This window comes from Pseudomonas sp. R3-52-08 (genome assembly GCF_003851745.1).
Lineage (GTDB): Bacteria > Pseudomonadota > Gammaproteobacteria > Pseudomonadales > Pseudomonadaceae > Aquipseudomonas.
Map to the genome: position 1 here is coordinate 4,802,978 of NZ_CP027730.1, position 23,734 is coordinate 4,826,711.

Consider the following 23,734-nt stretch of genomic DNA (forward strand, 5'->3'; position numbering starts at 1 on the left):
TTCAACGAATACTGCGCGCCAGCCATGACCCGTTTGCGTTCGCAGGGCGCGCTGTGCCAAATCCCAGGCAAAAAGAAACCCCGAGGAGTGGGGAGACAACTCGGGGTTAAACGTGATCTACAAAGACCAGTACAACAAGCCACAAACACCGGAGCACAATGTTTGCTCTTGCTGTTACAAACTCTGACCGGCCGTGTTGTAGGAAGTTTCGAAGGATAAATAATTCTTCATGCGCAGACCGGGTTTCGTGTCATGGCGGCATTTCGCAAGGCTGCGATGACCGAGGGCTCGAGTCGACCTTCAGCGATTTTCAAATCGCGCAGCAGACAATCCACCACATCCACCAGCGCGCGCTTGTCGGTCAGCTGTGCGCGGTTGACTTCGCGCTCGACCATGATGGCGCCACCGGGGTTCTTCACGGTCACCAGGCATTCGCCCTGCACACCAGAGGTGGTCAGCGTAACCAGATAAGGGCTCAGTGCTTCTTCGAGCAACAGGCTGATACTTTCCATCTCGATCACCACTCAATAGTTCGGGAACAATCGTTTCAACGGGTGCTGCATCTCTCCTAAGTGACCGGTCGTAACGTAGGAAAGTTCGCTTTTTCGTCTTTCAAGGGTTGTGCGGGGATGACGTATCCAGCATGCGCTTGCAACATGACAGGTAAAAAACGGCAGCACATAACTGCTTACGCAATGGGTTGCGGTTCTGGGGTACGCCGAGCGCGCAGGCCAGGAGTGAATCCTATACTCGGTGAGCGCTGATCACCCTGCCGTGCGGGCAGAGTGCATGTCATAAGGCCCTTATCACAAAGGATGAAGAGGATGCTGGAACACAATGAACAACAAGCTTCGATCGAGAAAATTCACGCGGACATATCACGCATCTATGCCGAACAACGCAAGTTCAATGCTGAAGTCCACAAGATAACCCGTGAGATCTTCTGGTACCCCGTGGGCATCGCAATAGGCTTCTTTACGGCTGTTGGCACGGTAATGGCGCTGGCCCACAAGCTACTCACGTAGACGATATGACTGGCGGGCCTGCCAGAAACAAAAAAACGCCGCTGACCCTGGGAAGGGAAGCGGCGTTTTTGTCTATGTGGTGCGCCTTACAGCGGCTTACCTCGATTGCCATGCTGGCTGACAAACGCCTGCACCGTCTTCAGGTCGTTAGCCAACACCGTGTAACGCTCTTCGCGCTCAAACAGATCAGTCAGGTGCTTGGGCAGCTCCAAGGCCTTTCCAACACCGGCCTGCTCCACCGCTTCCGGGAATTTGACCGGATGCGCGGTGCCCAGGATCACCATCGGGATATCCAGGCTGCGACGGCACTCGCGGGCGGCTTTCACTCCGATGGCGGTGTGCGGGTCGAGCAGCTCGCCGGTCTGGGCATAGACTTCAGCGATGGTTTCGCACGTCTGCGCGTCGTCCACTGCCAAGGAGTCGAACAGCTTGCGGGTTTCGGTCCAGCGCTCTTGCTCGACGCTGAAACCGCCACCTTGCTTGAAGCTGTTCATCAGCTCGGCCAGCGCCGCGCCATTGCGACCGTGCATGTCGAACAGCAGGCGTTCGAAGTTCGACGAGACCATGATGTCCATCGACGGCGACAGCGTGGCGTGCAGGGTTTCCTTGACGTACTGGTTGCCGCTCATGAAGCGGTGCAGGATGTCGTTGCGGTTGGTTGCGACGATCAATTGATTGATCGGCAGGCCCATGTTGCGTGCCAGGTAGCCGGCGAAGATGTCGCCGAAGTTGCCGGTCGGCACCGAGAACGACACCGAACGCGCCGGGCCGCCCAGCTGCAGGGACGCGTGGAAGTAGTAGACGATCTGGGCCATGATCCGCGCCCAGTTGATCGAATTCACCGCCACCAGGCGTGTACCTTTGAGGAAGCTCTGGTCGGCGAAGCTGTTCTTGACCATTTCCTGGCAGTCATCGAAGTTGCCGTCGATGGCGATGTTGTGGATGTTCTCACCAAACAGGGTGGTCATCTGGCGACGCTGCACCTCCGACACGCGCTTGTGCGGGTGCAGGATGAAGATGTCGACGTTTTCGCAGTGCTTGCAGCCTTCGATGGCCGCCGAGCCGGTGTCACCCGAGGTGGCGCCGATGATCACCACGCGCTCGCCGCGTTTCTCCAGCACGTAGTCCAGCAGGCGACCGAGCAATTGCAGGGCGAAGTCCTTGAACGCCAGGGTGGGGCCGTGGAACAGCTCAAGCACCCACTCGTTGCCGTTCAGCTGGCGCAGGGGCGCGATGGCGCTGTGGGAAAATACGCCGTAGGTTTCTTCCAGGATCTTTTTGAAGTCCGCATCCGGAATGCTGCCGGTGACGAACGGGCGCATTACACGGAACGCCAGTTCGTGGTACGGCAGGCCGGCCCAGGAAGCGATTTCTTCCTGGGTGAAGCGCGGCAGGTTTTCCGGCACGTACAGGCCGCCGTCGGTGGCAAGGCCTGCCAGCAGAACGTCTTCGAAATTCAGGGCCGGTGCCTGGCCGCGGGTGCTGATGTAACGCATAGGAGGCAAACCTTCGGTTTGGGCTTCAAGCTTCAAGCTGCAAGCTGCAAGTCAAGAGCGAATAGGCTCTTACTTGCAGCTTGCAGCTAATAGCTTGCAGCTGAATTAATTCAAATGTTCGACGCGGATACGGACGACCGGCCCAACCACGCCTTGGAGAGCTTCGAGGGCTCGGATGGCATCGTTGATATGCTGTTCGAGCACGCGGTGGGTCAGCAGGATCATCGGCACCTGCCCGTTCTGCTCCTCGACTTCCTTCTGCATGATCGATTCGATGTTGATTCCGCGCTCCGACAGGATGCTGGCCACCTGGGCCAACACGCCCGGATGATCCTGGGCCTGGATGCGCAGGTAGTAGGCACTTTCGCAGGCTTCGATCGGCAGGATCGGGTGGGCCGACAGCGAGTCCGGCTGGAAGGCCAGGTGCGGTACGCGGTTTTCCGGGTCGCTGGTCATGGCGCGAACCACGTCCACCAGGTCGGCGATCACCGATGAAGCGGTCGGCTCCATGCCGGCGCCGGCGCCGTAGAACAGGGTGGAGCCGGCGGCGTCACCGTTGACCATCACCGCGTTCATCACGCCATTGACGTTGGCGATCAGGCGGTCGGCCGGGATCAGCGTCGGGTGCACACGCAATTCGATACCGGCCGGGGTGCTGCGCGCCACACCGAGGTGCTTGATGCGGTAGCCCAGGGCTTCGGCGTAGTTCACGTCGGCGGTGGTCAGCTTGGTGATGCCTTCGGTGTAGGCTTTGTCAAACTGCAGCGGGATACCAAAGGCGATGGACGCCAGGATGGTCAGCTTGTGGGCCGCATCGATGCCTTCCACGTCAAAGGTCGGGTCGGCTTCGGCGTAACCCAGGGCCTGGGCTTCGGCCAACACGTCTTCGAAGGTACGGCCCTTCTCGCGCATTTCGGTGAGGATGAAGTTACCGGTGCCGTTGATGATGCCGGCCACCCAGTTGATGCGGTTGGCAGACAGGCCTTCACGGATCGCCTTGATCACCGGGATGCCACCGGCCACCGCTGCTTCGAACGCCACGATCACGCCCTTTTCACGCGCCCTGGCGAAGATCTCGTTGCCATGCACGGCGATCAGCGCCTTATTGGCGGTGACCACGTGCTTGCCGTTGTCGATGGCCATGAGCACCAGCTCGCGGGCCACGGTGTAGCCGCCCACCAGTTCGATGACGATATCGATTTCAGGGTTGGTGGCCACGGCGAACACATCGTGGGTAATCGCAATACCGGTCGTTTCGAACTGAGGCTTTGGCGAACGCGTGGCAATCTGAGCCACTTCAATCTCGCGCCCTGCACGGCGGGAAATTTCTTCAGCGTTACGCTGAAGTACGTTGAAGGTGCCGCCACCGACGGTCCCTAACCCACAGATGCCTACTTTGACCGGTTTCACTGAAGAACTCCCCATGAAACGGCCGACTCAAGGTCGGCCGTGGAACACAGCCGCACAACTGCGGCTCTCAATTAATGGCCCGCCGACGGTTCGGCGGGCCATGCTCGTCAAAGGCTCGACGATAAATGCTTACTTGGCACCCAGTGCCAGTTTGGCAACTTGTGGTGCCGGCTGGTAGCCCGGAATCACCTGGCCGTCGGCCAAAACGATGGCCGGCGTGCCGTTCACGCCGATGGACTGGCCCAGGGCGAACTGCTTGGAAACCGGGTTGGCGCATTTGGCCGCCTTGATTTCCTTGCCGTCGACCATCTTGTCCATGGCCGCCTTCTTGTCGGCCGAGCACCAGACCGCTTGCAACTGCTCATCACCCGGCGAACCCAGGCCCTGGCGCGGGAACGCGACGTAGCGCACTTCCACCCCCAGCTTGTTCAGCGCAGGCACTTCGGCGTGCAGCTTGTGGCAGTACGGGCAGGTGGTGTCGGTGAACACCGTGATGTGGGTCTTGGTTTCACCGATGGCCGGGTACACCACGGTTTCAGCCACCGGAATACCGTTGATCAGCTTGGACACGCCAAGGCGCTCGGCTTTCTCGGTCAGGTTGACCGGCTTGCCGTCCTTGAGCTGGAACAGGTAGCCCTGAACGATGTACTGGCCGTCGGCACTGGCGTACAGCACGCGGCTGCCCTTGAGCTTGACTTCATACAGGCCGGCCATCGGGCTGGCGCTGATGCTTTCGATGGGGGTGTCGAGCTGCAGGTTGACCAGACTCTTGCGAATGGCCTGCTCGGCCGCATCATCGGCGACAGCAAAGGTGGAAACCAACGCAATGGCTGCGGCGGCAATAATCTGGGTCAAGCGCATGGGAACTCCTGAAGGCAGATGCAGGGACGGTGCAGGTACGCCGATTGGAAACTGGGGGTGTGACCGTCGCCTTTGCGAACCGACAAAGCCTACCACAGTTGGGCCGCAGGGCAGCCCGTGGCAGGGTAAATTGGGATTTTTCAGCCGCGCGGATGGTGCTTGGCGTGCATATCCTGCAAGCGCGCCCGCGCGACATGGGTGTAAATCTGCGTGGTGGACAGGTCACTGTGCCCGAGCAGCATCTGCACGACACGCAAATCCGCACCATGGTTGAGCAAGTGCGTGGCGAATGCATGGCGCAGAGTGTGCGGCGACAGCGTCTTGCCGATCCCGGCAACCTTGGCCTGATGCTTGATGCGGTGCCAGAAGGTCTGGCGGGTCATCTGCTCGCCGCGCAGGCTGGGAAACAGCACATCACTGGGGCGGCCGCCGAGCAATTCGTTGCGCGCATCGCGCATGTAACGCTCGACCCACACAATCGCTTCCTCACCCATCGGCACCAGGCGCTCCTTGCTGCCCTTGCCCATCACCCGCAACACACCCTGGCGCAAATTGACCTGCTCCAGGGTCAGGCTGATCAACTCGGTCACCCGCAGTCCGCAGGCGTAAAGCACTTCCAGCATGGCGCGATCGCGCTGGCCGATGGCTTCACTGAGATCGGGAGCGGCCAACAGCGCTTCTACGTCAGCTTCCGACAAAGACTTGGGAAGAGGCCTGCCCAATTGCGGCATATCGACCTGTAGCGTTGGATCGGTTGCGATGAGCTTTTCGCGCAACAAATAGCGATAAAAGCCGCGCACTCCGGAGAGAAATCTCGCAGTCGAACGGGGCTTGTAATGCTGTTCGAGGCGCCAGGCCAGGTGGTCGAGGATCAACTCACGCCCGGCATTGGCCAGCTCCAGGTTTTTCTCCTGCAACCAACCGTTGAACAGGGCCAGGTCACTGCGGTAAGCCTGGCGGGTATTGTCCGACAGGCCTTTCTCCAGCCAGAGCGCATCAAGAAAGCGATCAATCAAAGGGTGGTCAATGGCGGGCATGGGAACTCAAGCAAGGGACTGGTCGGACAGATCCTATCGCAGACCTTGAATTGCAGGCACAAAAAAGCAGCCCGTAGGCTGCTTCTTTCTGCATCGGGAAGCTGGACTTAAGCCAGTTTTTCCTTGATGCGAGCTGCTTTACCGGACAGGTCACGCAGGTAGTACAGCTTGGCTTTGCGTACGTCACCGCGACGTTTCACAGCCATGCTGTCGATTTGCGGGCTGTAGGTCTGGAAAGTACGCTCTACGCCAACACCGTTGGAGATTTTACGAACAGTGAAAGCACTGTTCACACCACGGTTACGCTTGGCGATTACCACGCCTTCGAACGCTTGCAGACGCGAACGGTCGCCTTCCTTCACTTTCACCTGAACGACAATGGTGTCGCCCGGGGCAAAGGTAGGGATCTCTTTGGTCATCTGCTCTGCTTCGAGTGCAAGGATGATTTTGTTAGTCATGCTGTGCTCCTAAGGTAAGTCAATGGACCTACCATCGATACGTTGTTAACTATCGTCCCGCGCGAGGATGTATTCCTCGAGCAGCTTCTTCTCTTCTCCAGAAAGCGAGCGGCTTTCCAGAAGATCGGCGCGTCGTTCATAGGTCCGACCAAGGGACTGCTGTAAACGCCAACGCCGGATGTGTGCGTGATTGCCACTTAGCAATACGTCGGGAACACGCTGATCCGCATACACCTCCGGACGGGTGTAGTGCGGGCAATCCAGCAAACCATCCGTGAAGGAATCCTCCTCCGCAGAGTCCGCATGCCCTAAAGCTCCAGGCAGCAGTCGTGTAACCGCATCTATCAGGACCATCGCCGGCAGCTCACCGCCAGACAGGACATAGTCCCCAATCGACCACTCTTCATCGACATGAGCTTCAATAAACCGCTCGTCAATGCCTTCATAGCGGCCGGCAATCAGGATCAGTGCTTCCTCATTTGCCAGTTCGCGTACCGCAGCCTGTTTCAGCTGACGGCCTTGAGGGGACAGGTAAATTACCTTCGCCTTCTCCCCGGCGGCGGCCTTGGCCTCAACCAACGCGTCTTCCAGGGGCTTGATCTTCATCACCATGCCCGGACCACCGCCAAATGGGCGATCGTCCACAGTGTGATGCCGATCCGTCGTGTAGTCTCGCGGGTTCCAACAGGTAAGCTGCAACAGCCCCTGTTCCACCGCCCGACTGGTGATGCCGTACTCGCTGATGGCGGAAAACATCTCGGGAAACAAACTGATCACTTCAATGCGCAAATTAGCCACGCTTAGAAGTCCGCGTCCCATTCCACCTTCATCTCGCCCGCTGCCAGGTCGACGGCCAACACGCACTGCCCGGTATAGGGCAACAGGCGTTCGCGATCATCCAGGCTGCCAGCGCAAGGCTTGACCACCATTACATCATTGGCGCCGGTTTCCAGAAGATGATCGATTTTCCCCAGCAATTGCCCGAGTTGATCAATAACCTTCAGACCTTCCAGCTGGTACCAGTAGTACTCGCCGTCGGTCAATTCAGGGAACAGGTTGCGCGGCACGCAGATCTCATAACCGGCCAGAAGACGAGCTTCTTCACGATCATCAAGACCCTTGAGCTTTGCGACCAGGAACTTGTCGTTCCCGCGTCCACTGACCAGCTCGACCTGTTTCACACTACCTTCGCGCTTGAGCGTCCAGGTTTTGTACTGCAACAGGTTTTCAGTCGGATCAGTAAAGGAATACACCTTCACTTCGCCGCGAACGCCATGAACAGAGTAAATCTTGCCGATAACGATCAAATCATCAGCAACAGCTGGCGTCGCGTTCATATTGCTCAGGCTGCGGCCTTAGCCGAGTCCTTCAACAACTTTGCAACGCGCTCGGATGGCTGTGCACCCACGCTCAGCCAGTAGGCTACGCGCTCTTGGTTCACGGACAGACGAACTTCTTGACCACGAGCAACAGGGTTGAAGAAACCAACCTGTTCCTTGTGCGAACCGTCGCGCGGGTTGCGGCTGTCGGTTACGGTCAAGTGGTAAAACGGGCGCTTTTTGGAGCCGCCAAGGGCAAGACGGATTGTTAGCATGTGAACATCGTTCCTGTAGTCGGTGCTGCAAATCTAAATGCACAGCGGGCATAGGTGCCCGAAAGGCCGCATATTCTAAGGAATATCCGGACTTTTGCAAATGTCTTTTTCTGGCGCCTATCAGCGTGCCATTCAGATCTGCTATAGAGCCGTCGGTTAAAACGGCAAGTCAGCGCCCGCCAACGGCGGGTTTGCTGGAGATCCCACATCCCTGTGGGTCGGAGCGCAAGCGAAGGCTTGCGCTCGAATACTTTACATTTTCGGCATACCGCCGCCGGGCAACATTCCGCCCATGCCGCGCATCATCTTGGCCATACCGCCCTTGGCGGAGAACTTCTTCATCATCTTCTGCATCTGCTTGTGCTGCTTGATCAAGCGGCCGATGTCCTGCACCTGGGTGCCGGAACCCATGGCGATCCGACGCTTGCGCGAACCGCTGATCAGCTCAGGGTCGCGGCGCTCGGCCGGGGTCATGGAGTTGATGATGGCTTCCATCTGTTTGAACTGCTTCTCTGCCGCGCCCTGGGCGTTGCCCATTTGCGCCAGGTTCACGCCGCCGATGTTCGGCAGCTTGTCCATCAGGCCGCCGAGGCCGCCCATGTTCTTCATTTGCTGCAGCTGGTCGCGGAAGTCTTCGAGATCGAAGCCCTTGCCCTTCTTCAGCTTTTTGGCCAGTTTGTCGGCCTTGTCTTTATCGAGCGTGGCTTCGGCCTGTTCGATCAGGCTGAGCACGTCGCCCATGCCGAGGATACGCGAGGCGATACGCTCCGGGTGGAACGGTTCGAGCGCTTCGCTCTTCTCGCCCATACCGATGAACTTGATCGGCTTGCCGGTAATGGCGCGTACCGACAGCGCGGCACCGCCACGGGCGTCGCCGTCGACCTTGGTCAGGATCACGCCGGTCAGCGGCAGTGCGTCACCGAAGGCCTTGGCGGTGTTGGCGGCATCCTGGCCGGTCATGGCGTCGACCACGAACAGCGTCTCGACCGGGTTGATCGCGGCATGCAGCGCCTTGATCTCGCCCATCATCTCTTCATCGATGTGCAGGCGACCGGCGGTATCGACGATGACCACGTCGATGAATTTCAGCTTGGCTTCTTTAATAGCCGCAGTGGCGATATCAACCGGCTTCTGGCTCAGGTCCGACGGGAAGAAGGTCACGCCCACTTCGCCCGCGAGCATTTCCAGCTGCTTGATCGCGGCCGGACGGTAGACGTCGGCCGATACCACCATCACCGACTTCTTCTTGCGCTCTTTAAGGAAGCGCGCCAGCTTGCCGGCGGTGGTGGTCTTACCCGCGCCTTGCAGGCCGGCCATCAGCACGACGGCCGGTGGCACGGCGCTGAGGTTCAAATCTTCGTTGGCCGCGCCCATCAGGCTTTCGAGTTCGGCCTGGACGATCTTCACGAACGCCTGGCCCGGGGTCAGGCTGCGCGACACTTCAGTGCCGACCGCACGCTCCTTGACCGAGTTGACGAAGTCCTTCACCACCGGCAAGGCCACGTCGGCCTCCAGCAACGCCATGCGCACTTCACGCAGGGTGTCTTTAATATTGTCCTCGGTCAGCTTGGCCTTGCCGGTTACGTGGCGCAGCGTCTGCGAGAGACGGTCAGTCAAGTTTTCAAACATGCGCGATCCTTTCAGGCCCTATTCATCGAAATGCATTGGTAGACCGAGGTAATGGCGGCCCAGGCTGTGGTAAATCGCTATTAAAAACAGCGCTCGGCGAGCCTGCGGCGTGGGCAGGTCGCGGATTATAGCGAAGACTGCGTCCATGCACACCCGCTGTCTGGCCCGGGAGTCTTTCGTGCAGCGCAGGTGTGTGCCAAACTCAGCGCCTTTCGGGCTTGCCTATCAGGATTTATGCTCCCCTTGTCACCCAGTTTGCTACCCAGCCTCGCCGCCGCCATCGTGTATGCCGCTGCGACTCTCTATCAGGGCTCTCGTCTGGCCCAAGGCACCAAAGCGGATAAACGTCTGCTGGTCGGCCTTGGCGTGCTGGCCCTGCTGGCCCATGCGGCCAGTCTGTTTACCCACCTGCTGACCCCGGTTGGCCTGGGCCTGGATTTTTTCAGCGCCGCCAGCCTGATCGCCGCCGCCGTGATCGCACTGACGCTGTTGGCGTGCTACCGGATTCCGGTCGAAAACCTGCTCGTTCTTCTATTCCCGCTGGGCATGCTCACGGTGCTGCTGGCGCAGTTCGCGCCCACCGGCACCGTCCAGGTGATCGATGAAGAGCCGGGCATCCTCGCGCATATCCTGTTGTCGATCCTGGCCTACGGCATGTTCACCATCGCGGTGTTCCAGTCGCTGCTGGTGCTGTTGCAAGACCACCAGCTCAAGCACAAGCACCCGTCCGGGCTGATCAAAAACTTCCCGCCGCTGCAAACCATGGAAAGCCTGCTGTTCGGTTTTCTGTGGGCCGGCTGGACCTTGTTGTCGCTATCGCTGATTTCCGGCTGGCTGTTCGTCGAAAACCTGTTCGCCCAGCATCTGGTGCACAAAACCTTGCTGGCCTGCCTGGCCTGGGTGGTGTTCAGCGTATTGCTGTGGGGCCGCAACCGCCTCGGCTGGCGCGGGCACAAGGCCATCCGCTGGACCCTGGCCGGTTTCTGCCTGCTGATGCTGGCCTATTTCGGCAGCAAGCTGGTTCGCGAATACATCCTGCATATCTGACGGGCGGCGATCATGGACAACTTGCCCCTTGGGCCGATGCTCGCCGTAATTGCCCTGCTGATTTTATGGGCGGCACTGTTTACCGCCATCGAAGCCGCGCAACAACACCTGCTGGCCCTGCGCCCCGGCACACGCCAGGGCGACAAGGCCGCCGCGCGCCTGAGCTTCCCGCGCCACAGCCTGATCCTGTGCAACAGCCTGTGTCGTGCAGCCGTCGTGATTCTCTGCACGCTGCTGGCGATCTATGCCTGGGCCCAGAACGGGCCGTGGCTCGGCTGGTTGATCTCGTGCGCGTTGCTGCTGATCCTCGCCGACTACCTGCCCCGCGCCCTGGCTACCCGTTATCCACAGGCCATACTGGGCTTCGGTAACGCCCTGCTGGGCGTGCCGCTGAAAATCCTCTATCCCGCTGCCTGGCTGCTCAATGGCATCAGCCTGCTGTTGCTGCGCCCGTTCGCGCGCAAGCCGGGCATAGTGAAAAAGAGCGACGAACCTTCGTCCGACCACGACGACGAGCCGCAGCACGACGTCGACCAAGAGCGCATGCCCAGCATGCCGGGCATCCATGCCCTGGACAACATCACCGTTAACGACATCCTGGTGCCACGCAGCGAAGTGGACGGCATCAACCTGGATGACCCGATCGAAGACATCATCGAGCAACTACGCACCTCCCAGCGCACGCGGCTGCCGGTGTTCCACAGCGATATCAACCAGGTCGAAGCGGTGCTCAACACCCGGCAGGTCCAGCATCTGCTGCCCGATGCCAGCCTGACCAAGGCAGCACTGCTGGCCGCCTGTCACGAACCCTACTTCGTGCCGGAGAGCACGCCTCTGCAGCTGCAACTGCTGAATTTCCACAAGCAGCAGCGGCGCCTGGGCATGGTGGTGGACGAGTACGGCGAAGTGCTGGGCATCGTGACCCTGGAAGATATACTCGAAGAAATCGTCGGCGAATTCGAAAGCGACCAGGCGGTGGATAACCCCCATGTCGAAGCCCAACCCGATGGCCGCTACATCATCGACGGCGCTGCCTCGATCCGCGAACTGAACAAAAGCCTGGGCTGGCACCTGCCCAGCGACGGCCCCAAGACCCTCAACGGCCTGGTGACCGAAGCGCTGGAGACCATTCCGGACTGCGCGGTGTGCCTGAAAATTGGCCGCTACCGCCTGGAAATCCTCGAGACCGAGGACAACCGGGTAAGCAAGGTGCTGATCTGGCATACCAGCCATATGCCCGTCGCCGCATAACCTCCTGACACACAAAAATCCAATGTGGGAGGGGGCTTGCCCCCGATAGCGGTGGATCAGTTATAGATGAGCTGACTGACACACTGCATCGGGGGCAAGCCCCCTCCCACATTTAGATTTTCAGCGTGTCAGCCCCCTTGTTGTATGTTCAAACCCCTTCCTATAATCCCTGCGGCTTACCCAAGCCCCCGCCCGACCGCGTGCTACCCGCACTCAGCGCGTCCAGGCAGCGCTTTACCCTGTCCGAGCGGTGTTTGCTCCCATCCCGAGCCACCCCGCGTACAACCCTGATCCATGGGTGTTCGACCAATAATAATCCGCGTCCAAACGCGCAATGACCAATCCGGGATACTGCCATGAGCACCACGTATAACGAGGCCGCAACCGCCGCCCCGACCAACTCGACGGCCCGCGTGGCCACCGCGAGCATCGTCGGCACCGCCATTGAGTTCTACGACTTCTATATCTACGCCACGGCTGCGGCACTGGTCATCGGCCCGGTGTTCTTCCCGCAGACGTCCGGCACCGCGCAGATGCTCGCGTCGTTCCTGACATTCGGTATCGCGTTCATAGCGCGCCCACTGGGTTCGGCGCTGTTCGGTCACTTTGGCGACCGTATCGGCCGCAAGTCGACGTTGGTGGCCTCCCTGCTGCTGATGGGCGTGTGCACCACCCTGATCGGCTTGCTGCCGGGCTACGACAGCATTGGCGCCTGGGCACCGATTCTGTTGTGTGTATTGCGCTTCGGCCAAGGCCTGGGCCTGGGTGGCGAATGGGGCGGTGCGGCATTGCTGGCCACCGAGAACGCCCCCAAGGGCAAGCGCGCCTGGTTCGGCATGTTCCCGCAACTGGGCCCGTCGATCGGGTTTCTGGCGGCCAACGGCTTGTTCCTGATCCTGGCCATGAGCCTCAACGACGAGCAGTTCCGCAGCTGGGGCTGGCGCATTCCGTTCATCCTCAGCGCAGCGCTGGTGATGGTGGGCCTGTACGCGCGGCTCAAGCTGCACGAGACGCCGGTGTTCGCCAATGCCGTGGCCAAGGAAAAACCAGTGAAAGTGCCGCTGGTGGAACTGTTCAGCCAACATTGGCTGCCGGTGCTGCTGGGCGCTGCGTCGATGGTGGTGTGCTACGCGCTGTTCTATATCACCACGGCGTTTTCCCTGAGCTACGGGGTGTCGACCCTCGGCTACAGCCGTGAAACCTTCCTCGGCCTGTTGTGCTTCGCAGTGCTGTTCATGGGCCTGGCGACGCCGCTGGCAGCGCTGGCCAGCGACCGCTATGGGCGCAAGCCGGTGCTGATTGTCGGCGCGGTCCTGGCAATCCTGTCGGGCTTTACCATGGAGCCGCTGCTGACCCACGGCTCAACCTGGGCCGTGGCGCTGTTCCTGGCGCTGGAGCTGTTCCTGATGGGCGTGACTTTCGCGCCGATGGGCGCGCTGCTGCCGGAACTGTTCCCGACCCGGGTGCGTTATACCGGCGCGTCGGCGGCGTATAACCTGGGTGGGATCGTGGGGGCGTCGGCCGCACCGTTCTTTGCGACCAAGCTGGTGGCGATGGGCGGGCTGAGTTATGTCGGTGGGTATGTGTCGGCGGCAGCGTTGCTCAGTCTGATTGCGGTGCTGTGCCTGAAAGAGACGCGGGATAATGATTTGAATCGCGTCGCCTGATGATCATTCCCACGCTCTGCGTGGGAATGCAGCCCAGGACGCTCTGCGTCCCAAAGCATGACGCAGAGCGTCACAAGAGGCATTCCCACGCGGAGCGTGGGAACGATCAAGCTGAGGTTACAGCTCTACTACAACCGCCTTGGAAGCCCGGGTCGCCTTGGCCCGAGCCGCTTCAATCGACTCATCCCGCGCCAACGCCACGCCCATGCGGCGCTGACCATTCACCTCAGGCTTGCCAAACAGACGCAACGCCGTATCCGGCTCGCTCAAGGCCGCGCCCAGGCTGGCGAACGCCGTCTGCTTCGACTGCCCTTCCACCAGGATCACCGCCGACGCCGAAGGCCCGAACTGACGGATCAACGGGATCGGCAGGCCCAGGATGGCGCGAGCGTGCAGCGCAAATTGCGACAGGTCCTGAGAAATCAGGGTCACAAGGCCGGTGTCATGTGGGCGCGGCGACACTTCGCTGAACCACACCTGATCACCCTTGATGAACAGCTCAACGCCAAACAAACCACGGCCACCCAGGGCTTCGGTCACCGCTTTGGCAACCCGCTCGGATTCGGCCAGGGCAATCGGGCTCATGGCTTGGGGCTGCCAGGATTCCTGGTAGTCGCCCTTCTCTTGCCGGTGGCCGACGGGCGCACAGAAAGTGGTGCCACCGATGTGGCGCACGGTCAGCAGGGTGATTTCGTAGTCGAAGTCGATAAAGCCTTCGATGATCACTCGGCCCTTGCCGGCCCGCCCGCCTTCCTGGGCGTAATCCCAGGCTTTCTGTACATCGTCCGCGCTGCGCAGCAGGCTCTGGCCCTTGCCCGAGGAACTCATCACCGGCTTGACCACGCAGGGAAAGCCCAGGTCTTGCACGGCCTTGCTGTAGTCCTCGAAGGTGTCGGCGAAGTGGTACGGCGAGGTCGGCAGGTCCAGCTCTTCGGCGGCCAGGCGACGGATGCCTTCGCGGTTCATGGTCAGCGATGTGGCACGCGCGGTCGGGATCACGGTGAAGCCTTCGGCTTCCAGCTCGACCAGGGTAGCGGTGGCGATGGCTTCGATTTCCGGCACGATAAAGTGCGGCTTCTCCGCCTCGATCACGGCGCGCAATGCGGCGCCATCGAGCATGTTGATCACATGGCTACGGTGCGCAACCTGCATGGCCGGCGCATTGGCGTAGCGATCCACGGCAATCACTTCAACGCCCAGGCGTTGCAGTTCGATTACCACTTCCTTGCCCAGCTCACCGCAGCCACACAGCAAAACGCGGGTCGCGGTTGGCGACAATGGAGTTCCGATTCGGGTCATCTCAGGTCCTCAGGGGAGCGGATCAGGGGGAGAAAGGCCGGCATTTTACATGAACTGCACACCTTGGCCTCAGTCAGCGACGGCGCGCCGGCGGATGCGCCAGGCCATGATCAGCCACACCACGGTGACACCGGCGAATTTCGACACCAGCGCCGTGCCCGCCACGGCCGGCGTCAGCGCACCGATCAAGCCGAAGAAGATAAACGTATCAAGGGGAATGCTCAGCGCCGAACTTATCCACAGGCGGTCGTGCAGCGGGCGCCGGGTGATGCTGAACACCAGCCAGTCGATGCACTCGGACACCGCAAAGGCCGTGGCGCTGGCCAGGGCGATGGACGGGTCGGAGGTGATATACGACAGCACCAGCGCCGCCAGCATGGCGATGATCGCGCCGTGGCCGAAGCGGGTTTGCACCATGTCACGCAGGATAAACACCAGGCCGCCCCAGGCGGACCAGATGACGTCCAGGTGCGGCGCGGTGGAAAAGGCGAAGTTGATCAGCACGACGCTGCTGATGTAGGCGACCAGGAAGAGCATGAGGCGATAGAACCTGTAGGAGCGAGCTTGCTCGCGAAAAACGTCAACGATTACGCGGGAAGCCTGACTATACGCGGTGTTCTTGCGTTTTTCGCGAGCAAGCTCGCTCCTACAGAGGCATCATCCACACCACACCACTCGCCACCGCCCGCTCATGGCACAACCCCAGCACCGCCCGGCGTTCGGCATTGTCCATGCGGCTCCACCGCGTAATCTCATCCACGTTGCGCTGGCAACCGATGCAAATATCGTCATCATCCAGCGCGCAAATGCTCACGCACGGCGAGGCGACCGGGCGTTCAACCGAACTCATTCTGCCTGCTCAACCAAGTCACGCGCATACCGCTGCGCGTTATGCACATAGTGCGCGGCACTGGCTTCAAGCATGCGCTTCTGCGCCTCGGTCAGCTCACGCACCACCTTGCCCGGCGAGCCCATCACCAGCGAGCCATCGGGAATTTCCTTGCCTTCGCCGATCAGCGAATTGGCGCCGATGATGCAGTGTTTGCCGATCTTTGCGCCGTTGAGGATCACCGCGTTGATGCCGATCAGGCTGTAGTCGCCCACCATGCAGCCGTGCAGCATGGCGTTATGGCCGATGGTCACGCCGGTGCCGAGGGTCAGTGGGTAGCCCATGTCGGTGTGCATCACGCTGCCGTCCTGCACGTTGCTGTTCTTGCCGATCAGGATCAGTTCGTTGTCGCCACGCAATACCGCGTTGAACCACACGCTGGCGCCCTCCTCCAGCCTGACCTTGCCCACCAGTGTGGCATTGGGCGCCACCCAGCTCTGTGGATGGGGCTCGACGCAGGCATCGCCCAGGCGGTATTTCATGGTTTTCCCTCACGGCTTTGCCATTCAAACGACGGCTTAGATATTGATGAAGCTCTTGGGTGGCTGGTGCAGGCTGATCTTGGCATCGTCATAGAGCAGGTTGATCAGCTCGACGATCATGATTGCCGTCAGGCCCCAGATTTTGTATTCGCCGAACCGATAGCTCGGCACATACCAACTGCGGCCTTGGTAATCGATGCGGTGGGTGTGCTCGCGCGGGTCCTGGCGGAAAAAATCCAGGGGCACGCTGAAGACCGCTGCGATCTCGGCGTCGTTGGCCAGGTATTCGACGTAGTCGGGGATGACGCCCACGTACGGCGTTACGCGGATGCCGTGCAGGGAGATCAATGGGCTCAATGGCCCGATGACTTCGACCAGCCCCGGCGGCAGGCCGATTTCTTCTTCGGCTTCGCGCAGGGCGGTAAAGATCAGGTCCGGGTCTTCGGGGTCGCGGCGCCCGCCGGGAAAGGCCACTTCGCCACCGTGGGTCGACAGGCCGCTGGCGCGCAGGGTCAGGATCAGCTCGGGTTCGTCACTGCGGGTAATCGGTACCAGCACCGCGGCCTCGGGGAAACGCCCGTCAGTCTCCAGGGTGTGGGGAGTGTGATTGCTTACCCGGCGAAGTAGCTCGTCCAGCATGAGTCATCTCGGTCTGTTGGCTACCTTGCATCATGCACCAAAGCGGGCGGGCGCCCAAGCCCAAAACCAGCGGCATGTCGCTAAACGACAACTTGCAGCGCTCTGCCTGCCAAGCCAAGATAGGCCCACTCTCCAGGAACCCCAGCATGAACTTCTGCAGCCAGTGCGGTAAACCGGTTATCCAACGCATCCCCGAAGGCGACGCACGCCTGCGCTATGTCTGCGATCACTGCGCGACCATTCATTACCAGAATCCCAATATCGTCGCCGGTACCCTGCCGGTATGGGGCGACAAAGTGCTGCTGTGCCGTCGCGCCATCGAGCCGCGCCTGGGTTACTGGACCCTGCCCGCAGGCTTTATGGAAAACGGTGAAACCGTGGCCCAGGCGGCCATGCGCGAGACGCTGGAAGAAGCCTGCGCACGGGTGCGCAACCTGAGCCTCTATACGCTGATCGACGTGCCGCACATCAGCCAGGTGCATATTTTCTATCGCGCCGAGCTGGTCGACCTGGACTTCGCCGCAGGCCAGGAAAGCCTGGAAGTGAAGCTGTTCGCTGAAGCCGATATCCCTTGGTCCGAGCTGGCTTTCCGCACGGTCGGGCGTACCTTAGAATGCTTCTTCGCTGACCGTCGGCAACAGCTGTTCCCGGTGCGCAGCGAGTCGGTGCCCCCCCTGTCCATGCCCGCCCAATAACAAGCCGGCCACTCATCGCCAAAGGGAAACCGTTTCAATGCGTTGGTTGCTTGCTCTTCTCTGCCTGTCGTTCGCTACCCTGTCCTCGGCCTCCACGGTGGAAACACTCGGCGGCAAACCCGTCGAAAAAGTCCTGGTGCTCAAATCCGCTCACCAGTTGCAGCTGATCAACGACGGCAAGCCCCTCAAGACCTATCGCATTTCCCTGGGTAAAAACCCTAAAGGCCACAAGCTGTTCGAGGGCGACCGCCGCACGCCCGAAGGCCTCTACTGGATCGACTGGCGCAAGACCAGCGAGCGCTTCAACCTGGCCATGCACATCTCCTACCCCAACATCAGCGACGCCGCCCGCGCCCGCCGCGAAGGGGTCAAACCGGGCAGCATGATCATGATCCACGGCACCCCGGACACCGAGGATTACCCGGAACAGTGGTTCCACACCCTGGACTGGACCGACGGCTGCATCGGCATGCGCAATGTGGATATGCGTGAGGTCTGGAGCCTGGTCAAGGACGGCACCCTGATCGAGATTCGGCCCTGATCTGCGACCACTCGTAAAATAATTCGAAAATATTTCCTGCCCCGAGCAGCACCTGCCGGTGAATACCAATTCACCGTGCGGGCTGCGCCGTTGCGCGCGGCATAAAGACCTTTCTAATACCACTTGATACCAGGCACCGTTGCGGTGCCTTAATCCATTGAATGCACCGTTGTGGCTGCATTGACATGGTATTTAAGTGGTATTAATTTCCGACCCATACCGGGCGACAACACTCCAATAACCGCATCGGAAACCTGACAGATGAATCCCATTCTGGCCTTGCGCCCTGACGACAAACAATCCACGCCGCTGTACCTGCAATTGGCGCGCAAGCTCGAAGCGGCGATCCATGCCGGCCAGTGGACCTCCGAGCAAGCCCTGCCGTCGGAACGCGCGCTCAGCGAGCAGTTGAGCATTTCTCGGGTCACCGCCCGTAAAGCGCTGGAAGTGCTGTTTGAGCAGGGCCTGATCCGCCGCAGTCAGGGCTCCGGCACCTTTATCACGCCACGCCTGGAACAGCCGCTGTCGCGCCTGTCGGGGTTCAGCGAGATGCTGCGCCTCAAGGGCTTTGTGCCCGGCTCCCAATGGCTTGAACGCGACATCACCCCGCCGACCCATGAAGAACTGATCCGCCTGTGCCTGTCGACCAATGACAAAGTGGCGCGCCTCAAGCGCCTGCGCAAAGCCGACGACACAGTCATGGCCATTGAAATGACCGCTGTCCCCGCTTCGGTGCTGCCACAGCCGCAGGCTTTGGGCAGCTCGCTGTACGAATACTTCGACAGTATCGGCAAGCCCATCGTCCGTGCCCTGCAGCATGTACAGGCGATCAACGCATCGGATGAATTCGCCAAGCTGGTGGGCATCGCCCCCGGCACCGCCATGCTGCTGATGACCCGGGTCGGCTACACGCTGGATAACACCCCCATAGAAATCACCGACACCTATTGCCGCAACGACTACTACGACTTTGTCGCAGAGCTGCGTAGGTAAGACTTGCCGCCGCGTCGCGGCTTTAGAGAACTGCCCATGTCCGAAGACAACATCCTTACGCCCAGCGGCTGGATCTGCGGCCGCCTGGTGCACGAGCACGGCAAGGTCGTCGCCATCGAAGGCACGCCTTGCAATCCGGCCGACAACGACCTGCCCTATCTGCTGCCCGGCTTTATCGACCTGCATGTGCACGGCGGCGGCGGCAAAGACATCATGGAAGGCGTCGAGGCCTTCGAGACCATCACCCGCACCCATGTGCGATTTGGTACCACCTCGCTGCTGGCCACGACCATGACCGCGCCGGTCGACGAAATCTCCCGCGTGCTCGGCCAGCTCGGCACCTTCTGCGCGCAGCGTCCTACCGGCAGCGCTCGCGTGCTCGGGGTACACCTGGAAGGCCCCTACATCAATCCGGGAAAACTTGGCGCCCAACCCAACTTCGCCCACACCGCCTTGATGGCCGAAGTCGAAGCCTACCTGCGCCTGGCGCCGATCCGCGTGATCACCATTGCGCCGGAAATCGCCGGCCACGACAGCCTGATCCGCGCCCTCAGCCAACGCGGCGTGCGCATGCAGATCGGCCACACCCTGGGCAGCTATGAAGAAGGCGTCGCCGCCCTCGCCGCCGGCGCCACCAGCTTTACCCATTTGTACAACGCCATGAGCCCGCTGCATCACCGCGAGCCGGGCATCGTCGGCGCCGCACTGGCCCACGCCACCTACGCCGAGTTGATTCCCGACCTGCTGCACGTACACCCCGGCGCCATGCGCGTGGCGCTGCGCTCGATCCCCTGCCTGTATTGCGTCACCGACTCCACCGCCGCCGCCGGCATGCCCGATGGCGAATACAAGCTGGGCAGCCACACCGTGACCAAGTGCCTGGGCGGCGTACGCCTGGCGGACGGCACCCTGGCCGGCAGCACCCTGACCATGGACCAGGCGCTGCGCAACCTGGTGAAGATCGGCCTGCCAATCAGCGAAGCCTCACAACGCCTGTCGCAATTTCCTGCGGACTACCTGGGCCTGGAAGAACGCGGTCGCCTGCAACCCGGCAGCTTTGCCGACTGCGTGCGCCTGGACCGCTCCCTGACACTCACCGACGTAATGGTCGAAGGAGAAGCCATTGACTTCAAAAATGCTTGAAGAGGCGCTGGCCTCCTGTGACGCCGTCGCGGCGCAACTGCAACGCTTGGAGCCGATACTCGAAGACGTCGCCGGTCGCCTGCGCCGCCAGCCGCCGCAAGTGGCGATGACCGTTGCGCGTGGCAGTTCGGACCATGCCGCCAGCTACTTCGCCTACCTGGCCATGCAGCATGTGGGCATTCCGGTGGCGTCGCTGCCGATGTCGGTGGTGACCTTGTTGCAGGCGCCGATGAAAGTCAGCGGCCAGGTGGCATTTGGTTTCTCGCAATCGGGGCAAAGCCCGGACCTGGTCAACAGCCTGCGCCTGCTGCGCAAACGTGGAGCCTTGAGCATCTCGATGGTCAACGCCGAAGACTCGCCGCTGCAAGCCGCCTGTGAGTTCCATGTGCCGCTGTGTGCCGGGCCGGAACTCAGCGTGGCCGCCACCAAGAGCTTTATCGCCACGCTCAGCGCCAGCGCGATGCTGGTCGGCCACTGGAACCAGGAAGCCGACCTGCTGCAAGCCTGCAAGGCGCTGCCCGACGGCCTGCGTGACGCGGCCAAACAGGATTGGCGCGCGGCCATCGAGGCGCTCAAAGGCAGCCAGCGCTTGATGGTGATCGGCCGTGGCGCCGGTTTTGCCGTCGCCCAGGAAGCCGCGCTCAAGCTCAAGGAAACCTCGGCGATCCAGGCCGAAGCCTTCAGCAGCGCCGAAGTGCGCCACGGGCCGATGGCCTTGATCGACGCAGACTACCCCTTGCTGGTGTTCGCCCCACGCGGCGCCGAGCAGGCCGGCCTGCTGACCCTGGCCGCCGATATGCGCCAGCGCGGCGCCCGTGTGTTGCTGGCGGCGCCGGACGATGTCGCCGAACGCGACCTGACCCTGAGCCGCGCCGAACACCCGAGCCTGGACCCGATCCTGGCCATCCAGAGTTTCTACGTGATGGCGGCAGGCCTGGCCCAGGCCCGGGGCATGAACCCCGACCAGCCCCGTCACCTGAGCAAAGTCACTCGCACTCACTAAGTCGATTGCCGTGTTTTCCTGATGAGTACCGTGCCCATGTCCAACAACAATAACCGACTGACCCTTAGCGCCCCCTTGAGTGGGCCGGTGCTGGCCCTGGGCAGTGTCCCCGACGAAGTGTTCGCCAGCGGCGCCATGGGCGACGGTATTGCCATCGATCCGTTGAATGACTGCCTGCACGCGCCGTGTGACGGGGTGATTATCCACGTCGCCCGCACCGGACATGCGCTGACCCTGCGCGCCGACAACGGTGCCGAAGTGCTGATGCATGTCGGCATCGACACCGTGGAACTCAATGGTGAAGGTTTTGCCTTGCTGGTAAAGGAAGGCGCGCGGGTGAGCCAGGGCCAGGCGCTGGTGCAATTTGATCTGGACCGCATTGCGCGCCAGTGCAAGAGCCTGGTGAGCTTGATCATCCTGACCAACAGCGACCGCTTCGAACTGACGCCCTGCCCGCTCAGCACGGTCAAGGTCGGGGAGCCATTGATGCAGGTGACGCTGCGCTCGAGCGCCCCCGCTCAAGCGGCTGTGGATAACTCCAGCGCCGAAGCCAGCGCCAGCGTGCGCATCACCCATCGTGGCGGTTTGCATGCGCGCCCTGCTGCGCTGATCCGCAAGACCGCCCAGGGTTTCAGCAGCCAGGCGCACCTGCACTTCGCTGACAAGTCGGCGTCGTGCGACAGCCTGATTGGCTTGATGGGATTGGGCATTGGCGAAGGTGACGAAGTACGCGTGACCTGCCGTGGCAACGATGCCGAAGCGGCGCTGCAAGGGTTGATCGCGGCGTTGTCCGTGGCGATCCGCGAAGATCACCACGCTCCTGCAGTGGCGGCCGTACCACGTCGCGCTAGTGTGGAAGCCGATGTGTTGCAAGGCGTGTGCGCAGCCCCCGGCCTGGTGTGCGGCCCGCTGTTTCGCCTGACCGGCATTGAGCTGCCGGAAGACACCGGTAACCATTCGGCCGACGAACAAAAGCAGCGTTTCGACACGGCACTGGAGCAGGTGCGCGGCGAAATCCGCAGCACCCTGGATCACGCCCGCCAACGCAAGAACGTCGACGAAGAAGAGATCTTCGCCGCGCACCTCGCGCTGCTGGAAGACCCGGCATTGCTGCAAGCCGCTGCCGACGCCATTGCCCAGGGCAGCGCCGCCACCCATGCCTGGCGCGATGCGATCCAGGCCCAGTGCGCGGTATTGCTGGCACTGGGCAAGCCCTTGTTTGCCGAACGCGCCAACGACCTGCGCGACCTGCAACAACGCGTATTGCGCGCGCTACTGGGTGAAGCCTGGCACTTCGAATTGCCCGCTGGAGCGATTGTCAGCGCCCATGAACTCACCCCCTCGGACTTGCTGCAACTGAGCGAACAGCACGCCGTGGGGATCTGCATGGCCGAGGGCGGCGCCACGTCCCACGTCGCGATTCTGGCGCGGGGCAAAGGCTTGCCTTGCGTGGTGGCGCTGGGTGCTGAGCTGCTTGAGGTGCCTCAGGGCCAGCGCGTGGTGCTGGACGCCGCCAATGGCCGCCTGGAACTGGCGCCCAGCGATGCTCGCCATGCTGAAGTCCACCAGATTCGTGACGCGCAGAAAGTCCGCCGCCAGCAGCAACAGGCTCAGGCCCGATTGCCCGCGCGCACCCTCGATGGCGTGAGCATTGAAATCGCCGCCAACGTCGCCTCCAGCGCCGAAGCCCGGCTGGCGTTTGAAAACGGCGCCGATGGCGTCGGCCTGCTGCGCACCGAATTCCTCTTCGTCGACCGCCGCACCGCGCCGGATGAACAGGAGCAGCGCCAGGCCTATCAAGCCGTGCTGGATGCCATGGGCGACAAGTCGGTGATCATCCGCACCATCGACGTGGGCGGCGACAAGCAACTCGATTACCTGCCGCTGCCTGTCGAAGCCAACCCGGTGCTGGGCCTGCGCGGCATTCGCCTGGCCCAGGTACGCCCGGAACTGCTCGACCTGCAACTGCGCGCGCTGCTGCAAGTCAGCCCGCTGCAGCGCTGCCGCATCCTGCTGCCGATGGTCAGCGAAGTGGATGAGCTGCTGCAGATCCGCCAGCGCCTGGATCAATTGTGCGAAGAGCTGGCACTGACCCAGCGCCCCGAACTGGGGGTGATGATCGAAGTGCCCGCCGCTGCGCTGATGGCCGAGCAATTGGCCGAGCATGCGGACTTCTTGTCCATCGGCACCAATGACCTGTCCCAGTACACCCTGGCCATGGACCGCGACCACGCGGGCCTCGCCGCCCGCGTTGATGCGCTGCACCCGGCCTTGCTGCGGCTGATCGCCCAGACCTGCGCCGGTGCGGCGAAACATGGGCGCTGGGTCGGCGTATGCGGCGCCCTCGCCTCTGACCCACTGGCTACGCCGGTGCTGATCGGCCTGGGCGTCAGCGAGCTGTCGGTGAGCCCACCGCAGATCGGCGAAATCAAGGACCGCGTCCGCCACCTGGACTCGGCGCACTGCCGGCAACTGAGCCGTGAGCTGCTCGACCTGAGCAGCGCCAAGGCCGTTCGCCATGCCTGTCAACACCACTGGCCGCTGAGCTGAAAACAACAAGAATAGGGAGACACGC

25 protein-coding genes are annotated in these 23,734 nt (G+C 61.5%); 10 read left to right on the top strand and 15 right to left on the bottom strand.

Annotated elements, in window-relative coordinates:
* Window positions 1–227: 227 nt before the first annotated feature.
* Window positions 228–512, bottom strand: a complete 285-nt coding sequence (locus tag C4J91_RS22095) for a DUF3509 domain-containing protein (RefSeq protein WP_124364253.1) — start codon at window positions 510–512, stop codon at window positions 228–230.
* A gap of 312 nt (window positions 513–824) precedes the next feature.
* Between C4J91_RS22095 and C4J91_RS22100 the strand changes: the two genes are divergently transcribed.
* On the top strand, window positions 825–1,025 hold the full coding sequence (locus C4J91_RS22100) for a hypothetical protein (RefSeq protein WP_057723913.1): 201 nt from the start codon (window positions 825–827) through the stop codon (window positions 1,023–1,025).
* Between the two features lie 86 nt (window positions 1,026–1,111).
* Here the strand turns inward: C4J91_RS22100 and thrC are convergent, their stop codons facing one another.
* The 9 genes from thrC to ffh form a co-directional block, all read right to left on the bottom strand.
* Complete coding sequence (gene thrC / locus C4J91_RS22105) at window positions 1,112–2,521, bottom strand: threonine synthase (RefSeq protein WP_124364254.1); 1,410 nt, start codon at window positions 2,519–2,521, stop codon at window positions 1,112–1,114.
* Between the two features lie 105 nt (window positions 2,522–2,626).
* Window positions 2,627–3,931: a homoserine dehydrogenase gene (locus tag C4J91_RS22110; protein WP_124364255.1), complete on the bottom strand. Its 1,305-nt coding sequence runs from the start codon at window positions 3,929–3,931 to the stop codon at window positions 2,627–2,629.
* 129 nt (window positions 3,932–4,060) lie between these two features.
* The gene (locus tag C4J91_RS22115; protein WP_057723916.1) at window positions 4,061–4,792 is read right to left on the bottom strand and encodes a thioredoxin fold domain-containing protein; all 732 of its coding nucleotides are present in this window, start codon (window positions 4,790–4,792) and stop codon (window positions 4,061–4,063) included.
* A gap of 140 nt (window positions 4,793–4,932) precedes the next feature.
* Window positions 4,933–5,829, bottom strand: coding sequence for a site-specific tyrosine recombinase XerD (xerD, locus tag C4J91_RS22120; protein ID WP_124364256.1), 897 nt, complete (start codon window positions 5,827–5,829; stop codon window positions 4,933–4,935).
* A gap of 107 nt (window positions 5,830–5,936) precedes the next feature.
* The gene (gene rplS / locus C4J91_RS22125) at window positions 5,937–6,287 is read right to left on the bottom strand and encodes a 50S ribosomal protein L19 (RefSeq protein ID WP_003175895.1); all 351 of its coding nucleotides are present in this window, start codon (window positions 6,285–6,287) and stop codon (window positions 5,937–5,939) included.
* Between the two features lie 45 nt (window positions 6,288–6,332).
* Complete coding sequence (gene trmD, locus C4J91_RS22130) at window positions 6,333–7,106, bottom strand: tRNA (guanosine(37)-N1)-methyltransferase TrmD (protein ID WP_177412837.1); 774 nt, start codon at window positions 7,104–7,106, stop codon at window positions 6,333–6,335.
* A complete protein-coding gene (rimM, locus tag C4J91_RS22135) occupies window positions 7,088–7,624 on the bottom strand; it encodes a ribosome maturation factor RimM (protein WP_124364258.1) in 537 nt (178 codons plus the stop codon). Before rimM ends, trmD begins: the two co-directional genes overlap by 19 nt.
* Window positions 7,625–7,629: 5 nt before the next feature.
* Window positions 7,630–7,881 (bottom strand): 30S ribosomal protein S16, encoded by a 252-nt coding sequence (gene rpsP, locus C4J91_RS22140; protein ID WP_003175899.1) that lies wholly within the window; start codon window positions 7,879–7,881, stop codon window positions 7,630–7,632.
* A gap of 252 nt (window positions 7,882–8,133) precedes the next feature.
* The gene (gene ffh, locus C4J91_RS22145; protein WP_124364259.1) at window positions 8,134–9,510 is read right to left on the bottom strand and encodes a signal recognition particle protein; all 1,377 of its coding nucleotides are present in this window, start codon (window positions 9,508–9,510) and stop codon (window positions 8,134–8,136) included.
* A 234-nt stretch (window positions 9,511–9,744) separates the two neighbouring features.
* On the opposite strand from ffh, the gene C4J91_RS22150 reads away from it, so the two are divergent.
* The 3 genes from C4J91_RS22150 (at window position 9,745) to C4J91_RS22160 (ending at window position 13,475) form a co-directional block, all read left to right on the top strand.
* Complete coding sequence (locus C4J91_RS22150) at window positions 9,745–10,557, top strand: inner membrane protein YpjD (RefSeq protein ID WP_124364260.1); 813 nt, start codon at window positions 9,745–9,747, stop codon at window positions 10,555–10,557.
* A 12-nt stretch (window positions 10,558–10,569) separates the two neighbouring features.
* Entirely contained in the window at window positions 10,570–11,808 is a 1,239-nt protein-coding gene (locus C4J91_RS22155; RefSeq protein WP_124364261.1) for a transporter associated domain-containing protein, read from the top strand.
* A 356-nt stretch (window positions 11,809–12,164) separates the two neighbouring features.
* Entirely contained in the window at window positions 12,165–13,475 is a 1,311-nt protein-coding gene (locus C4J91_RS22160; protein ID WP_124364262.1) for an MFS transporter, read from the top strand.
* A 117-nt stretch (window positions 13,476–13,592) separates the two neighbouring features.
* Here C4J91_RS22160 and purT read toward each other — a convergent pair whose 3' ends face one another.
* The 5 genes from purT to C4J91_RS22195 form a co-directional block, all read right to left on the bottom strand.
* Entirely contained in the window at window positions 13,593–14,774 is a 1,182-nt protein-coding gene (purT, locus tag C4J91_RS22170; RefSeq protein WP_124364264.1) for a formate-dependent phosphoribosylglycinamide formyltransferase, read from the bottom strand.
* A 69-nt stretch (window positions 14,775–14,843) separates the two neighbouring features.
* Window positions 14,844–15,311, bottom strand: a complete 468-nt coding sequence (locus tag C4J91_RS22175) for a VUT family protein (RefSeq protein WP_124364265.1) — start codon at window positions 15,309–15,311, stop codon at window positions 14,844–14,846.
* A 109-nt stretch (window positions 15,312–15,420) separates the two neighbouring features.
* Window positions 15,421–15,624 (bottom strand): DUF1289 domain-containing protein, encoded by a 204-nt coding sequence (locus C4J91_RS22185; RefSeq protein ID WP_124364266.1) that lies wholly within the window; start codon window positions 15,622–15,624, stop codon window positions 15,421–15,423.
* Window positions 15,621–16,145: a gamma carbonic anhydrase family protein gene (locus tag C4J91_RS22190; protein ID WP_124364267.1), complete on the bottom strand. Its 525-nt coding sequence runs from the start codon at window positions 16,143–16,145 to the stop codon at window positions 15,621–15,623. Before C4J91_RS22190 ends, C4J91_RS22185 begins: the two co-directional genes overlap by 4 nt.
* A 36-nt stretch (window positions 16,146–16,181) precedes the next feature.
* The gene (locus C4J91_RS22195) at window positions 16,182–16,784 is read right to left on the bottom strand and encodes a CoA pyrophosphatase (protein WP_016971944.1); all 603 of its coding nucleotides are present in this window, start codon (window positions 16,782–16,784) and stop codon (window positions 16,182–16,184) included.
* A gap of 146 nt (window positions 16,785–16,930) precedes the next feature.
* Here C4J91_RS22195 and C4J91_RS22200 point away from each other — a divergent pair, with 146 nt between their 5' ends.
* The 6 genes from C4J91_RS22200 to ptsP all read left to right on the top strand — a co-directional run bounded on the left by C4J91_RS22200 (window position 16,931) and on the right by ptsP (window position 23,709).
* The gene (locus C4J91_RS22200) at window positions 16,931–17,479 is read left to right on the top strand and encodes an NUDIX hydrolase (RefSeq protein WP_124364268.1); all 549 of its coding nucleotides are present in this window, start codon (window positions 16,931–16,933) and stop codon (window positions 17,477–17,479) included.
* A 37-nt stretch (window positions 17,480–17,516) separates the two neighbouring features.
* Window positions 17,517–18,020 carry a murein L,D-transpeptidase family protein gene (locus C4J91_RS22205; protein ID WP_124364269.1) on the top strand — a complete coding sequence of 168 codons (504 nt, stop codon included), beginning with the start codon at window positions 17,517–17,519 and terminating at the stop codon, window positions 18,018–18,020.
* A 261-nt stretch (window positions 18,021–18,281) separates the two neighbouring features.
* A complete protein-coding gene (locus C4J91_RS22210; RefSeq protein WP_124364270.1) occupies window positions 18,282–19,013 on the top strand; it encodes a GntR family transcriptional regulator in 732 nt (243 codons plus the stop codon).
* Between the two features lie 36 nt (window positions 19,014–19,049).
* Complete coding sequence (gene nagA / locus C4J91_RS22215; protein ID WP_124364271.1) at window positions 19,050–20,156, top strand: N-acetylglucosamine-6-phosphate deacetylase; 1,107 nt, start codon at window positions 19,050–19,052, stop codon at window positions 20,154–20,156.
* Entirely contained in the window at window positions 20,149–21,159 is a 1,011-nt protein-coding gene (locus C4J91_RS22220) for an SIS domain-containing protein (protein ID WP_124365206.1), read from the top strand. The genes nagA and C4J91_RS22220 overlap by 8 nt, the downstream gene beginning before the upstream one ends.
* A 36-nt stretch (window positions 21,160–21,195) precedes the next feature.
* Entirely contained in the window at window positions 21,196–23,709 is a 2,514-nt protein-coding gene (gene ptsP, locus C4J91_RS22225; protein WP_124364272.1) for a phosphoenolpyruvate--protein phosphotransferase, read from the top strand.
* Window positions 23,710–23,734: the final 25 nt, after the last annotated feature.